At 65.4% G+C, this 13,692-nt stretch carries 14 protein-coding genes and 1 pseudogene; 1 reads left to right on the top strand and 14 read right to left on the bottom strand.

From position 1 onward, the window contains the following. The first annotated feature begins 116 nt into the window (after positions 1–116). A complete protein-coding gene (locus AB0M15_RS41120) occupies positions 117–2,135 on the top strand; it encodes a sigma factor-like helix-turn-helix DNA-binding protein (RefSeq protein ID WP_363832613.1) in 2,019 nt (672 codons plus the stop codon). Positions 2,136–2,216: 81 nt separating this feature from the next. Here the strand turns inward: AB0M15_RS41120 and AB0M15_RS41115 are convergent, their stop codons facing one another. From AB0M15_RS41115 to AB0M15_RS41050, 14 genes and pseudogenes are all read right to left on the bottom strand, one after another. Further along, entirely contained in the window at positions 2,217–2,663 is a 447-nt protein-coding gene (locus AB0M15_RS41115; protein WP_363832609.1) for a deaminase, read from the bottom strand. Between the two features lie 132 nt (positions 2,664–2,795). Then, positions 2,796–3,575, bottom strand: a complete 780-nt coding sequence (gene istB / locus AB0M15_RS41110; RefSeq protein ID WP_363832606.1) for an IS21-like element helper ATPase IstB — start codon at positions 3,573–3,575, stop codon at positions 2,796–2,798. Next, positions 3,572–5,248, bottom strand: a complete 1,677-nt coding sequence (gene istA / locus AB0M15_RS41105) for an IS21 family transposase (RefSeq protein WP_363832622.1) — start codon at positions 5,246–5,248, stop codon at positions 3,572–3,574. Before istA ends, istB begins: the two co-directional genes overlap by 4 nt. 420 nt (positions 5,249–5,668) lie before the next feature. Continuing rightward, complete coding sequence (locus AB0M15_RS41100) at positions 5,669–6,481, bottom strand: alpha/beta fold hydrolase (RefSeq protein ID WP_363832603.1); 813 nt, start codon at positions 6,479–6,481, stop codon at positions 5,669–5,671. Between the two features lie 48 nt (positions 6,482–6,529). Next, entirely contained in the window at positions 6,530–6,952 is a 423-nt protein-coding gene (locus AB0M15_RS41095; RefSeq protein ID WP_363832598.1) for a DoxX family protein, read from the bottom strand. A gap of 103 nt (positions 6,953–7,055) precedes the next feature. Beyond that, positions 7,056–7,499, bottom strand: coding sequence for an ABC transporter permease (locus tag AB0M15_RS41090; protein ID WP_363832619.1), 444 nt, complete (start codon positions 7,497–7,499; stop codon positions 7,056–7,058). A gap of 34 nt (positions 7,500–7,533) precedes the next feature. Beyond that, positions 7,534–7,905, bottom strand: a pseudogene (locus AB0M15_RS41085) (ABC transporter permease); the annotation flags it as partial. Next, entirely contained in the window at positions 7,902–8,867 is a 966-nt protein-coding gene (locus AB0M15_RS41080; RefSeq protein ID WP_363832595.1) for an ATP-binding cassette domain-containing protein, read from the bottom strand. The pseudogene AB0M15_RS41085 and the gene AB0M15_RS41080, both read right to left, overlap by 4 nt. A 101-nt stretch (positions 8,868–8,968) precedes the next feature. Beyond that, positions 8,969–9,562 (bottom strand): PadR family transcriptional regulator, encoded by a 594-nt coding sequence (locus AB0M15_RS41075; protein ID WP_363832592.1) that lies wholly within the window; start codon positions 9,560–9,562, stop codon positions 8,969–8,971. A 232-nt stretch (positions 9,563–9,794) separates the two neighbouring features. Next, a complete protein-coding gene (locus tag AB0M15_RS41070; protein ID WP_363832589.1) occupies positions 9,795–9,962 on the bottom strand; it encodes a hypothetical protein in 168 nt (55 codons plus the stop codon). Continuing rightward, positions 9,952–10,515, bottom strand: a complete 564-nt coding sequence (locus AB0M15_RS41065) for a dihydrofolate reductase family protein (protein ID WP_363832616.1) — start codon at positions 10,513–10,515, stop codon at positions 9,952–9,954. Before AB0M15_RS41065 ends, AB0M15_RS41070 begins: the two co-directional genes overlap by 11 nt. 227 nt (positions 10,516–10,742) lie before the next feature. Further along, the gene (locus AB0M15_RS41060) at positions 10,743–11,324 is read right to left on the bottom strand and encodes an HNH endonuclease (RefSeq protein ID WP_363832586.1); all 582 of its coding nucleotides are present in this window, start codon (positions 11,322–11,324) and stop codon (positions 10,743–10,745) included. Next, positions 11,308–11,625, bottom strand: coding sequence for a hypothetical protein (locus AB0M15_RS41055; RefSeq protein ID WP_363832583.1), 318 nt, complete (start codon positions 11,623–11,625; stop codon positions 11,308–11,310). The genes AB0M15_RS41060 and AB0M15_RS41055 overlap by 17 nt, the downstream gene beginning before the upstream one ends. An 87-nt stretch (positions 11,626–11,712) precedes the next feature. After that, positions 11,713–13,605 carry a DUF2075 domain-containing protein gene (locus AB0M15_RS41050; protein WP_363832580.1) on the bottom strand — a complete coding sequence of 631 codons (1,893 nt, stop codon included), beginning with the start codon at positions 13,603–13,605 and terminating at the stop codon, positions 11,713–11,715. Positions 13,606–13,692: the final 87 nt, after the last annotated feature.

Here is a 13,692-nt window from a genome sequence, read left to right as displayed (position 1 = left end):
CCGCCGCATACGAATCAAACACCACCACCAACACCGAACAAGTAGCCTGAACCAGCCCCACATCAACCCTGTCCGTCAAAACGGGTCAACCTCAAGGATCGTCCGATGGTGAAGCCGTGGGTGCGTGGCGCGATGCGGCAATCGATGAGACCGACGTCGCAAGTCGGCGCCAGATGCTCGACAGCGTCGTGTGTTTCGCGATCGACCGTCTCGCCCGGTGGCCGATCGGTGAGATCGTGCCTGGCCTGCCGTTGGACATTCCGATTGAGCAACTCGGCCTGCCAGTCCGGGGCTATAACGTCCTCCACCGAGAGAATCGGTTGACCACCGGCGATCTGGTCGACCTGCCGCTCGAGGAGCTAATGGCCTTTCGCAACGCGGGTGTAGGAACAGTGGCGACGATCCTTCTGAGTCTGGCTGACCTCTCAACAGCGTTGCCGCAGGCAGCTCTTGTGAACGATGCGTCGACGCTCCCCGAACCTCCGCCAGCCATCCCGTGGCTCGATGCATTGATCAGAGATATGGAGCTCTTGGCAGAGTGGAATCATTTGACGGGACAGCTCGATCGAGGGGTACTTGCGCCGCCTGCACTCGGGGCGCCGATCGAGGTCGTCGCGGCCCGCGATCGCGTGGTTGCTTTGTCCGCTGTCGATGTGTTGCCGTCGGCGGCTCCAAGCGTCGCAGCTGTCCTAGAGCAGGCGATACTCGGGATGGACGAGCGGTTTCGCGCCATTCTTGCTCGGAGGCTGTTCGCCTGGGAGCCAGCGACCCTGGAGGAACTCGGTCAGGAGTTTGGGGTCTCGCGGGAACGTGTCCGCCAACTCGAGTCCAAGGCTCGGACGAAGCTGCACGAGTTGGTCGCAGAAGGCTCTTCGGTGGGCCAGATCGCTGCTCTCATGCGAAGCCAGATCCGCGGCGTGAGGCCCCTGGCCGAGGTTCTTGCCGAAGCGCCCGCACTTGACTGTGTGGTCGAGAGCATTGGTCAGCCGGCGTGGCGTGTCATCGACATCCTTGATGACACCTACGAAATTGCTGCAGGTTGGTGTGCAGAGCCGAGCTTTGAAGCTGCGGAGCGCGAGACCGGGATCTTTCTCGACGAGCTCGCAGACGAGTTCGGTGTGGTAAGGCTGGCAGACGTCGGCTTGGTCGGCTCCGAGCAGCCAGGGACGCTGCCGTGGTTGACAGACTGGTTGGTGCATCTCGGCTACGAGGTCCGCAGTGGCTTTGTTTTGTTGCGCACGAGCTCCGTCAACGACGTTGCGGCAGCGCTGCTCTCTATCGAGGGCGGGCCGTTGACCATCGAAGTACTCCTCGAACGTGCGAACCGGGGATCGCTGGGGAATCTTCGGAACCAGCTCAACGCCGACTCTCGATTCCATAAGGTCGACGTCGAGCATTGGGCTCTGGCGTCTTGGGGCATGGATAGCTACAGCAACATCCGTGCTGAGATAGGCAAGCTGCTGAACCAGGGCGGCGGCGAGGCGCCACTGACGAGCGTGGTCGAATCTCTGGTCGAGCGATTCGGAGTGTCACCGGCATCGGTCAACGTATACGCCGGAAGCGCACCCTACGAGGTCCGGAACGGGATCGTGCGGGTTCAGTCCGTGAAGTTCGTCGGTGGAAAGAACCCAGCCAAAGTCCAGGGGTACTATCGCCGGGGTGCCGACTGGCTTTACCGAACGACGGTCACCCGTGATCACTTACGGGGGAGCGGCTGGGGAGCTTCGACCGCTGTTGCCACGATCGTTGGAATGTCGCCGGGGGAGTATGCGGAACTCCCGACGAGACTCGGATCGCAGAAGTTCTCCTGGAAGAACCACCAGCCGGCTTACGGCAGCATCAAACGTTTCCTAGAAGCCGATGACCTCGGCGTTGGTGACGATGTCTTTCTCGTTTTTCGCGGTGACGGAACCTTCGATGTTGAGAAGCTGTCGGATGCGCCCGAGACGAGCCTTGCGCAGGCGCTCCGTCTGGTGGGCGCCGACGTATCGCTTCAAGGTCAAGAAGCGATCGACGCTCTTGCCGCCGCCATCAAGTACACGTCCGGCTCTGATCTGACCGCCGTGGTGGCCGGCTATAAGGCGAGGCGCGACCAGCAGATCCTGGACCTGTTGGTTGGTGCCGACCCCGAGTAGTTGGCAGACGCGAACAATGAGCGCAACTCCTCCACGAAAGGCCGTGTCTCATGGCTCGACCGCCATGTCGGAAGGTGACGGCTAACCGAGAAGGTGGGCGTTGATTTGGCGTACGGCGTCTGCGAGGTCGGGATACTCGGTTACCTCTAGGCCGGCGGCGGTTAGGAGTTCTACGCCTTCGCAGTCTACGAAGATGTTGGGTTCGCGCCAGGCTAGGACTACGCGGGTGATGCCGGCGGCGATGATGAGTTCTGTGCAGGTGCGGGGGCGGGATGCGCGCTTGCTGCAGGGCTCGAGGGTGCTGAAGATCGTTGAGCCGGCGAGGCGCGGGTCGTTGAGGGGGAGCTTCTTGATGGCTATCTCTTCTGCGTGGTCGTGGGGGTCGGTCTCGCGGGAGTAGCCCGTTGAGAGGATCTCGCCGGATTTGTCGAGGATGATGGCGCCGACGTTGAAGGTCTCCGACGGTGGGCAGGAGCGGGAGAGGTCTATTGCCTGCTCTAGCCAGTAGCGGTCGTCGTGGTCAGTCATCGGTAGGCCCTTCCAGGATGGCTGCGGAGGTTTCGTCCGACGCCGCTTGTTGGCGAGTTCTGACACCGCCGGGCACGTGTCGGTGCCGCGGATGTTGGTTTGCGTCGACACCGCTTCCGCGCCCGACGGGTGTCAGGTTGTCCGCTGCTTTGTGGCTTGGGCCAGACGGTAGGAGTCGGTGCCGGTCTCGAGGATGGTGCCGCCGAAGGTGAGTCGGTCGACGATGGCTGCGCATAGCCGGGGGTCGGTGAAGGTCTTGGTCCAGCCGCCGAAGGAGTCATTGGACGCGATCGCGACCGAGGCCTTCTCCTCACGCTCGGTGAGGACCTGGAAGAGGAGTTCCGCGCCGCGGCGGTCGAGTTGCATGTAGCCGAGTTCGTCGATGCACAGCAGGTCGACGCGGCCGTAGCGGGCGATGGTCTTCGCCAACGTCATCTCGTCGGCGGCCTCGACGAGCTCGTTGGCAAGCTGGGTCGCCAGGGTGTACTTGACCCGGTTGCCGGCCATGGCGGCCTCGGTGCCGAGTGCGATCAGCAGATGGGACTTGCCGGTGCCGGAGTCCCCGATCAGACACAGCGGCTGTCCCTTCTGGACCCATTCGCACTTGGCGAGGGTGTGGATCACGGCGGGATCGATGTTGGGGTTGGCGTCGAAGTCGAAGGCCCGCAGGGACTTCTCGCGGGGGAACTTGGCGGCCTTGATCCGGCGTTCGGACCGGCGTCGGGCGCGATCGTCGCACTCGGCAAGCAATAGTTCGGCGAGGAACCCGCGGTAAGACATCTGCTCACGCCCTGCCCGGTCGGCGTAGTCGGTGAAGGAGTTGCGGATGGTGGGCATTGGCAGCATCCGGCACGCTTGGTCGATCGCGGCGTCGGCTGCTTCTTCGGTCATTCCACGGCGCTTGGTCGTCACGGTGCGGCTCCTTCGTTCGGGGTGTCACGTCGGCTGGCCAACAGTTGGTCGTACTTCTCCACGCTCGGCAGCGGCCGAGTGTCGGCCGGGATGTGGGCGCGGAGCCGGCGCTCGGTCAGCGATCGCACGGCAGGGATCTCGCCTTCTCCGCGTGCCCTGTCGCCGCTCATCAGGGACTGGTGGTCCGCTGTCGTGTCGTCGGCTCCGCCATCTTCTGTGTCGTTGTACTTGCGCGCTTCCAACGCGACAGCGTCCGCGGTGAGCGCGCCTGCACGCAGCGCCGTCGCGAGTCCGGCGACGACGTGGTCGTGTGGAAGGTGCCGGTGCAGCATCAGGACCTCAATGAGGGCACGGGTGCCGTCGGCGTCACCGTGGGCCTTGCAGGCCGCGGCCCACCAGGCGTCGTGAACGGGCGTGAACCGCCCGGATGCCCTGGCCTGCTCCAGCGCTTTCGCACCGGGTAGCGCGCCCGGTTTGCGGAGGAGGACCTCGAGATAGTGGTCCAGGTCGACCCGGGTCGAGCCCTTGGTCATGAGCCGTTCGTGGCGGGCGACCTCGGTCCTGCCGTCGAACACGACCAGGTCGCTGGCGTTCAGGAGCACCCGGGCTTGACGGCCGACCATGCGCGCGGGCACGGAGTACTTGTTCATCCGGACCGTGACCTGGGCGTACCGGTCCACGCGCGGGGTGAACCAGCGGCCGGTCTCGAACGGCTCGGTCGGAAGGGGCGCGACGAGTGGCTGCTCGGTGGCGAAGTGTTCCCCGACCGTGCGGGCGCGGGACCCGATCCGCCGGGCATCGTCGGCTTCGTCCCAGGCGTCGACCATAGCGTTGAGCTCGGCGAGGGAGTCGACTTCTGGGATGGGGACGAGGTGGTTGCGTCGGAACCAGCCGATCTGCCCCTCGACGCCGCCCTTCTCGTGCGCACCTTGGATTCCGGGCTGGCAATAGAAGGCTTCGATGCCGTAGTGGGAACGGACGGCGGTCCACCTGTCGGCCTCGACCCGCTGGCGGGAGAACCCGATCACGCTCGCGACGGCGGCCTTGAGGTTGTAGTAGCGGATCTTCCCGGTCGGCACCCCGCCGAGCACGTTGAAGGCGTGGACGTGACCCTCGAAGAAGGCTTCCTGCCCAGCCGAGGCACTGACCCTGTGCACGGCCTTGCCCGAGCAGGAGAGCCGAAGGCTGAACAGCGCGCAGGTTACGAGCTCGCCGCGCAGGCGGATGGCGACGTCGCCGAAGTCAACCTCGGCCTCGCGGCCCGGGAGGTGCTCTTGTGGGATGAACGCGTTGGCAGGTTCCCTTCCGACCTCGACGCGAATCTCACGGCGTCGGGTGGCGACGTACTCGCGGACCATCCAGTACGACACCACCCCGGCCCCGTCATGTTCGTCAAGCAGTCGGTCGAAGATCCGCTTCGCCGTGTGTCGCTGCTTCCGCGGCGCGTCGAGGTCCGAGCGCAGCCAGTCGTCGATCACCACTCGGTACGCGTCAAGCCGTGAGCCGCGCTTGGGCGGTTGGTTTCTCTCCTTCGGCCATGCAGATTCCAGCGCCGCCGTCACGGTTCGGAAGCCGACGCCGTGCTTGCGCTGCAGCGCGCGGTTGGACATCCCAGATCGGGCATCCCGTCGGATCGCCGCGTACAGGTCGACCCGGGAAAGCGGCTGCGTCATCGGTGGCACTCCTGACGTGAGCACGCCGTGGGCACGACTTTCGGCACCGGGCCACCGCCCGGGAACGGTGACCGCATGCGACCACAGCCCGGAATCACTGGCCCTGCCGAGGTGCCTGGTCATGTGCTGCGCAGGGGTCGGTGGGCGGTTCTGAGTCGGCCCGGAGTGCGGGGTACGACCGACGACGGAGCCGATGAGCCGCGAGTAGGCCAGGTCGAGTCCCACTGAAGCCCAGGTCAGTACGACGGCCCGGCCTTGCGTGGCGACGAAGACGTTGGTGACGAGCACGCCCAGGATCAGGCCTGTGATGCCGCCGACGACATCAACCTCGGCACCACCTGTCCGCCCCGTGTCCCTGGCGCGACGAAGATCTGCTTGCGCGGTGCCTAATCGGTCTTCCCGCACCACCTCGCGGGCCTCTCAGTGTTCGCTGCTGAAGAACCGTAGCAACAGTGGGCCGATGGTCTGTGGGTCGACGACGTGATCCGGCCCGTCGAGGGTCTCCCGTTGAGCGTGGGGTAGTAGGTCTGCAAGCTCGTCGGCTGCGCGGTCGAAGAAGTCCGAGGGCAGGCCTGCCATGTAGGGGACCGTGATCGGTCCTCCGGTGGTGACCAGGACCGGTTGGGTGACCGTTGCCAGTTGATCGGTCGGCAATTGGTAGCGGTTGTGGAAGACGCTGTCGTGGACCAGCGTGGGCGCGAGGGCGACCGAATCCGCCCAATGCGACGTCTGCTTGCCTGCCGCTTTCCTGGCCGCGATGTTGTCGTCGGAAGCGCCGGACAGGCGCATGAACAGTTCGAGAACCTCCTCGTCTCGCCCGGCGTCGAAGGCGCGTCGGGTGTCCGCGATGTACTCCTCGAATCGCGGGCGTATGTCGTCCCCGACCGCGTAGGGCACCTCCCACACGGCGATCGTGTCGATGGCTGGCCCGGCCGCGGCGGCTTCCAGCGCCAGCGCGCCACCAGAGGACGCCCCGAACAGGTGAGCCGAGCCACCCGCCTCCGCGATCAACGCATCCAGGTCCTCGATCTCTCTTTCCACGGCGTAGGGCTCGGTGAAGCCGCTCGCGCCGCGTCCCCGACGGGCATAGTTGTAGACCGTGAAGTGCTCGGCGAGAGCAGGTACCAAGGGAGCGTTCTCGGCTCCGTCGTCCAGCGCGCCGCCTACCAGGACGACAGCCGGGCCGCTTCCCTTCCGGTCGTAGGCGATGGTGGTGCCATCGTTTGATGTCACGCGAAAGTCCATCTCGTTCATCTCACATCTCCGTTCGAGAGGTTTGTCTCAGCGCCTGAGCAGCGTGCCGACGACGGCCTCGGTGCGCGACCACCGCGCCCTTGCGATCACGGCCGCCACGACGAGACAGGCGAGCGGCAGCCAAGGGCTCTGCTCGAGCACGAACTGATCGGTGATGACAGCACCGGTCAGCAATGCCGCCAACCCGAGACTGGCCAGGCCCGCCAGAGCCGGGATCAGAAGTCCAACCCCTCCCGCGACCTCCAGCGCTCCGACCAGGTACCGGAGCCACTGGCCAGCCCCGATGTCGGCGAACATGTCCACCATGACCGGGTCGCCGGCGAGCTTCGAGATTCCGCCGCCGGCGATTATCGCCGCCAGCACGACGTGCAGAATCCAGACCCCGATGCTGCTCGCCCGCCCGGGCGTGTGCGCAACGGTTTCCGAGTTTTTCCTGGGGATGGTGCTCATTCGGCTCTCCTTGTCGTGTCCGGGTCTGGTAGCGGTGATGGCTTTGGCCGAGTGGGCCGGGTTGTCGGAGTTGATTTCGACCAAGTGCTCGCGGTAGCGGCATCTACTTCTTGTTGCGGTAGAGGACCATGGTGATGGGACCGAAGACCGCGACGAGAAGTACGGACGAGACGAGCACCCAGCCGATTTCCCCGGCGGGCACCGAGCCGTCCATCAGGCCGCGCACCACGGTCGCCAGGTGGGTGATCGGGTTGACCTCGACGACCGCCTGCATCCACCCGGGCATCGTCTTCGGGTCCACGAAGATGTTGCTCACGAACGTCAGCGAGAACATCACCATCATGCTGACCCCCGCCACCGAGTTCGGCGTGCGCAGGATCAGGCTGAGCATCGTCCACAGCCACGACAGGCAGAACGAGAACACCAGCAGCAGCACCACCGAGAGCACCACGCCGACGGCGCCACCCTCCGGCCGGAACCCTAGGACCAGTCCGAGCATGATGACGATCGCCGACCCGATCGAGTAGCGCACCAGATCGCCGAGCAGGGCGCCGACCAGCGGGGACGGTCGGTCGCCACACCGGGAGCGACCTGAACCTGTCGAACACGCCCTTTTGAATGTCGGTGGTCAGCGTAATTCCAGTGTTCATGGTGATCATGACGTTCGCCTGCACCAGGATGCCCGGCAGCAGGAACTGCAGGTACTCCTGAGTCGACCCGGCGAGCGCGCCACCGAACAGGTAGGTGAACATCAGTGTGAACATGATCGGGAACATGGTCACGTCGACGAGCTGCTCCGGGACGTGTTTGATCTTCAGCAGAGCGCGCCAGCCGAATGTCAACGAGGTGCGCACCGGGCCGGGGCGAGACGGCCGCTCACCGGCCAACAGCACGCTGCGCAGCGCGTCCTCGGTCACCGGCGCCGTCGCCTGCTCCGCGGACGTGGCATTCATGCGGCATCCTCCTCGGGTGTCTCCTCGGCGGCGTGTCCGGTCAGGGTGAGGAACACCTCGTCCAGGCTCGGCTGACCGAGCGCGAACTCGGTGACGTCGATGCCGCTGCGGGACAGCTCGGCCAGGGCGCGGGCGACCCGCTCGGGGTCGGAGATCCGCGCGGACAGCGCGGCCGGGTCGGCGGACGGCTCGGCCGGCACCTCGAGGACGCCGGCGAGGACCCGTTCGGCCTCGGCCCGCTGCTCGGGCGCACGTAGCCGTACGTGCAGCGAGCCGGCACCGACCGATGCCTTGAGCTCGCCACTCGAGCCCTCGGCGATCACCTTCCCGTGGTCGATCACCGCGATCCGGTCGGCCAGCTGGTCGGCCTCGTCGAGGTACTGCGTGGTCAGCAACACGGTGGCGCCCTCGGCGACCATGCCCCTGACGATCTCCCAGACCTGGTTCCTGCTGCGCGGGTCGAGCCCGGTCGTGGGCTCGTCGAGGAAGATCAGTTCGGGGGTGACGACCAGGCTCGCCGCGATGTCGATGCGCCTGCGCATCCCGCCGGAGTACTTCTTCACCTGTCGGTCGGCCGCCTCGGCAAGACCGAACGCGTCGAGCAGGTCGGCCGCCCGCTCCCTGCCTCGGCGGCGTGAGTAGCCGAGCAACCTGGCGAGCAGCAACAGGTTCTCCACCCCGGTGAGGTCCTCGTCGACCGACGCGAACTGCCCGGTGAGGCCCACCCTGCTCTGCACCGCCCGGGCGTCACGCACGACGTCGTAACCGAGCACTTGCGCCTCTCCGGCATCGGGGCGCAGGAGCGTGGCCAGCATGCGGATCGTGGTGGTCTTGCCCGCCCCGTTCGGACCGAGCACGCCGTACACGCCCCCGGCGCTCACGGCCAGGTCCACACCGGCGACCGCGTGGGTCTTGCCGAAGCTTTTCTTCAACCCTCTCGTCTCGATCGCGAGCTTTCCCATGGGTTCGATTCCTTCTCTCGGCGTTGCGAACAGATTGGTGAGCTAGTCAAGTTTGACTACTTGGCCAGAGCAGACAAGGACGAAACGTCTGGTCAAGTTGATTAGGCGCGCATCTTGAGGTGATCGGGGATCGTTCGCCACGAATCCGGATCATCGGCCATGGTGTAGGCGCCCTCAGACAGTCGTTTGCTCAGGCTCTTCGCCCACTCCAGTTCGGTGCGTGCCTGTCCCGCCCACAGTTCGGCCTGATCGCGGACGTGCTCGGGGGTGTCCCGATTGGGGTGCTCCCGCCACTCGGCCTGCACTACGAGCTCCGCTTCCAGTCGCGCGACCCGCTCGTTAACCTGCGCGATGGCATCTGTCCTGGTCAGCATGGGCAACATGGCGATGGACGCGTTGAGCATGTCCGGGTCGTGGGTGCGCCGCAGACCGTCGCGGACCAGTTCGACCATCTCGTCACGTCCCCGAGCTGTCGCGCGGTACAGAACGCGCTCCGGCCCGGAGTTGCCCGGCTCGGCGTGTTCGGTAAGGAGGCCATCAGCCGCCGCCTTCTTCAGCGCGTGATAAATCGAGCCGGGCTTGATCTTGGCCCAACTCTCCGCACCCCAGCTCTGCAGTTCGGACCGCACCTGGTAGCCATGCGCGCCGCCGGAGAGGTGCACGATACCGAGTACCAGGAGCTTCGTCGCCGACATGCGCCCACCTCCGCTCAACCCTCTCGTCTCGATCGCGAGCTTTCCCATGGGTTCGATTCCTTCTCCCGTGTTGCGAACGGATCGGCTGAGGCTAGTCCAGTTTGACTACTTGGCCAAAGTACATGAGGAAGAAACGTCTAGTCAAGGTTGATTAGGCGCGCATCTTGAGGTGATCGGGGACCGTTCGCCACGAACCCGGATCATCGGCCGTGGTGTAGGCGCCCTCAGACAGTCACTTGCTCCGGCTCTTCGCCCACTCCAGTTCGGTGCGTGCCTGTCCCGCCCACAGTTCGGCCTGATCGCGGACGTGCTCGGGGGTGTCCCTATTGGGGTGCTCCCGCCACTTGGCCTGCTCTACGAGCTCCGCTTGCGCGCCCGCCAGGGTGGTGTCAACTCCCACCAACACTAGGGTGCCCTCCTGGTCCGGGTGGTGTCAGCACTGACCTGCAAACGGTGCTGGTGGAGACCTCCAAAGCCACTTCCAGGAGGTAGCGCAACGAAACTACGTCACCGATTTGGCGGACCTCGGTGAGGTTCATGCGGTGGGCTGAGCTTTGCGGGTAGGTGCCGGGGGCTACGAGGCGGGCTGCGGTGGGGTCGCCTACGAAGGGGGGGATGACTAGGTGTAGTTCGTCGGCCAGGGCGGGGGTTAGGAATTGGGTGTGGAGGGTGGTGCCGCCTTCGACCATGAGGCGTTGGCTGCCTCGGGCAGTGAGGTCCCGTAGTACGGACTGAAGGTCGGTGGCTTCGATGACGGTGGCCGCTTCACCGAGGGAGACTGAAGTCTTGTCGGGGGCGGGGGTGTAGACGAGTTTGTGGACGGCGCCTTCGGTGAAGAAGTTGGCGGTGGGGGAGAAGGGGAGGCCGGCGGCGGTCGCGGCGGTCCTGGGAGCGGACCAGGAGGCGGGGGGGGGGGGGGTGTCCTGGCGGATGGTGTTTGCCCCGACGAGGATTGCGTCGACTCTGGCTCGTACCTCGTCTACTCGGTCGAAGTCCTCGTCTTGGAGAGGAGGAGCCGTTGGTCCATGGCGTCGTAGCCGTCGACAGAGGCGGCGGCTGAGAGTACGACGTACGGACGATCGGGCATGCGGGCCTCCGGCAGCAACAACGTGGGTCGAGGCAAGTATCTGTCACGTTGAGTGGTCGGGTTTGTGGGGCTGTCCGGTCAAGCGGGCGAGCTCTAGTGGGTGGATCCGTTGGCTCGGTCGAAGTCGGCGTTGTGGGATTTGAGGGCGTCGGGGGCGGGTGCGGCGGTTCGTTTGTTCGGCGGGGTGATTCGGACCTGGTCGAACTCGCGGTACATGGTGTTCTTGAGGGTGTTGGAGAGTCGGATGCGGTGAGACGAGGCGTCGACGGTTAGTTCGAAGAGGTCGAAGAGGGTGTGTAGGTCGGCGCGGAGGAGGAGGCCGTTTTGTGGGGTGTTGGTGTGATCGCCCTTGTAGGGGGTGATGTGCGCGGCCTCCAGCGCCGGCTCGGCGTCGCAGCCGCTGATGCAGCAGCGGCCGTTGTAGAGCCTGACCAGCTCGGCGCGGAACTGGCGTTGTCCGCGGCGTACGGCGATTGAGCGTTGCATGAAACGGCGTGCGTCAATGTCAGAAGCAAGAGCTTCGCGCTCGGCCTCGACCTGGGTTGCCAAGGCATGCGGGATCTGGGAGTTGCTGCTCCCGAGGATGAGGTTGCGTAGGCGGTCGATGCCTTCGGGATTGTCGAGGCGAGTGACGCCGCGGTTGGCCAGACCGGTGAACTCAGCGACCGCCTGCATCTCTGACCACGTCTGGGTAAGTGATGTCGGGGGGTTCGGAGATCCGCTCGAGGTCGAAGCGGCTGACGTAGTGCCGGTCGGCGTGATCGGGCCACGGGACTCCTTCTGGTTCCGTGACGGGCCTCGCATTCTCTGCGGCGATCGCGTGAGCGATGAGGCCTCCGCCTCCGGTCTTCCAGAAGAACACGTCATCGCCGGCGGCGATGGAGTGGTTCCTAGTAGTCGCCCAGACGGAGTGTTCTTTGGCGATTTCCCAGTTGTGGGGTCGCGTGCCTTCGACGTTGATGATCCAGCCAGACATTGGACATGCCCCTTCAGCGAAAGATCGCTGCGGGTGGAGGCATGTCCGTGAGTGGAAGCCTGTCGGGCCGCTGCTTCTTGGTGCGGGTCAGGCGGAGTGGAGAGCGCCGGTTGCTAGTTGGTGGAGGGCGTCTCGGGTTTCTGGGTCGGGGGAGTAGAGGATGGTGCCGACCATTCCTCGGGTGAGGAGGACCTTGTAGGTGTTGCGGACCAGGCGGTCGAAGGTGGGGTCGTCGGTGGTTTTGCGGTTGCGGAAGGCGGGGTCCTTGTTGGCATCGCGGATCGTGGTGAAGCGGCCGTTGCGCCAGACGAGGTCGGGGCCGAGGATGACGCCGCTCCAGTCGTACTCGAAGCCTTGGGCCGTGTAGACGCAGCCGACCTGGTCGAAGCCGTTCGGTTCGGAGGCCCAGAGGGCGGCTGGCGGAGCTTCGCCTATCTTGCGGTCGCCCTTAACGTTCCAGGGGCGTGACCAGTCGCCGATCTGGACGTCGGAGACCAGGGTTTTGTCGGGTCTTGGGTCGCTCCACGGCCAGCAGTAGCCGGCTGCTATGCGGGCGCCGTAGCCCTCGGCTGCCTTGGCTTTGAGGGTGGCCTCCAGGGCTTCTGGAGTGTCAGCGACCTGTACTTCGAATGACGGGTCGCCCGTCCATGGGATCGGGCCGCCGTCGCTGAGTTCAAGGAGGCGCATGACCCATTGGACGTACTCCTCGCTTCCTCCACAGCGGAACTGGCCATCGAGGCTGATGTGGATCGGAGGTGGAAGGCCGACCGAAGCGGCGTACCGCTGGATGTCTGCGACTGTGCCGAGCTCGCCAGGTTTTACGACCTGGTTCTCGTCTAGGAAGAAGACGGGGACGCGGGCGGCCGCCACGAGTTCCTCGATCTGGGGGCGTCCGGTGCGGAACTGGGCTGGCGTGTATCTGTCCACCGAGGTCTCGCGGATGCGGTGGGCCTCGTCGAGGATGAGGACGTCGAGTTCGTTGGCTTCGGCATCCATGAACTGGTTGAAGTACTTGAACATCCTTTGCACACGGGGCTGTCGCGCGCCGGCGACCTTGCGAAGGGTCTGGGTGAACGAACGGGAGCCGGTCGCGTGCAGGACGGTTCGGCCGCGGCGGGAGAGTTCGCCGAAGAGGGACAGCGCAATCACGCTTTTACCGCTGCCGGGTCCGCCGGTGACGATGATGATCGACTTCTGGTCCGCTCGCCGGATGCGTTCGACCTCGTGGAGAACCATCGAGTGAGCCAGCTTCTGCTCTGCCAGGAGGACGAACTGCTCGCGCCGCTGTACCTCGTCGGCGGCGACCGCGAGCAGCTGCTTCGACGGAGCGACGGCTGAGCCGATCAGTTGGTCGGCGTACGGGCTGCCGGGGACCGAGGGATCGAGCCGGTCGCGGAGGAAGTCGGTGAACTCGGAGCGGCGCGCTCCGATGAAGAGGCGACCGTGTTGGTCCTGTGGGTACTCGTACAGGTCGTGTACTGCCGACTCGGTGGTCGCGTTGTGCAGATAGGCCGCGCCGGCGACGGCGTCGGTCTGACCGTCGAGGGATCTGGTGAAGTCGGCGAGGTAGTCGCAGTACCCGCGTACCTGTGCGACAGGGTGGAGGCGCGGCGAGTTGGGGTAGCCCTCGATGAGGACCAGCTCGCGGTCGTCCTGCCACGCGGCGGCTTTGCTCCACTGCTTCAGCTCGATGACCACGTACGACGAATTGCCGGTCGTCGGGTGGCGTCCCGCGAGTACGACGTCGGCTCGCTTCGAGGTCAGTGGGAGGTGGTGCTCGATCAGGACCTCTACGTTGCCCAGCCCTGCGTCGATGAGGTCTTGCGCGAGGACGGGGAGACTGCGTTCCCAGGATCGGAGTTCTGCCGGGGCGGCGCGCCGGCCGGTGTGGTACTGCATCTGCTCGGCGATCCTCGCGGCCAGGGTTCCGTCGATCGTCAGGTCGGCGATGCCGACGGCAGAGTGGCGAAACAGCGTCACGGGTGAAGGTCTCCAGGCAGCACGAAGCGATGTCGTGCGGGTGGAGGCCTGTCCTGTGAACGCTGACGTTCGGCGGAAGCCTGTCGG

The sequence above is a fragment of the Kribbella sp. NPDC051718 genome (assembly GCF_040681515.1).
In the GTDB taxonomy this organism is placed as follows: domain Bacteria; phylum Actinomycetota; class Actinomycetes; order Propionibacteriales; family Kribbellaceae; genus Kribbella.
The sequence above is the reverse complement of the archived record's forward strand: the minus strand, read 5'-3'. Positions and strand labels throughout refer to the sequence as shown.

What these genes read in the sequence shown, in the direction of transcription:
- AB0M15_RS41115 (WP_363832609.1), bottom strand. Translation starts at nt 2,663, where the DNA reads ATGACTGACCACGACGACCGCTACTGGCTAGAGCAGGCAATAGACCTC.
- istA (WP_363832622.1), bottom strand. Translation starts at nt 5,248, where the DNA reads ATGACGCAGCCGCTTTCCCGGGTCGACCTGTACGCGGCGATCCGACGG.
- AB0M15_RS41095 (WP_363832598.1), bottom strand. Translation starts at nt 6,952, where the DNA reads ATGAGCACCATCCCCAGGAAAAACTCGGAAACCGTTGCGCACACGCCC.
- AB0M15_RS41080 (WP_363832595.1), bottom strand. Translation starts at nt 8,867, where the DNA reads ATGGGAAAGCTCGCGATCGAGACGAGAGGGTTGAAGAAAAGCTTCGGC.
- AB0M15_RS41075 (WP_363832592.1), bottom strand. Translation starts at nt 9,562, where the DNA reads ATGTCGGCGACGAAGCTCCTGGTACTCGGTATCGTGCACCTCTCCGGC.
- AB0M15_RS41060 (WP_363832586.1), bottom strand. Translation starts at nt 11,324, where the DNA reads ATGCAGGCGGTCGCTGAGTTCACCGGTCTGGCCAACCGCGGCGTCACT.
- AB0M15_RS41055 (WP_363832583.1), bottom strand. Translation starts at nt 11,625, where the DNA reads ATGTCTGGCTGGATCATCAACGTCGAAGGCACGCGACCCCACAACTGG.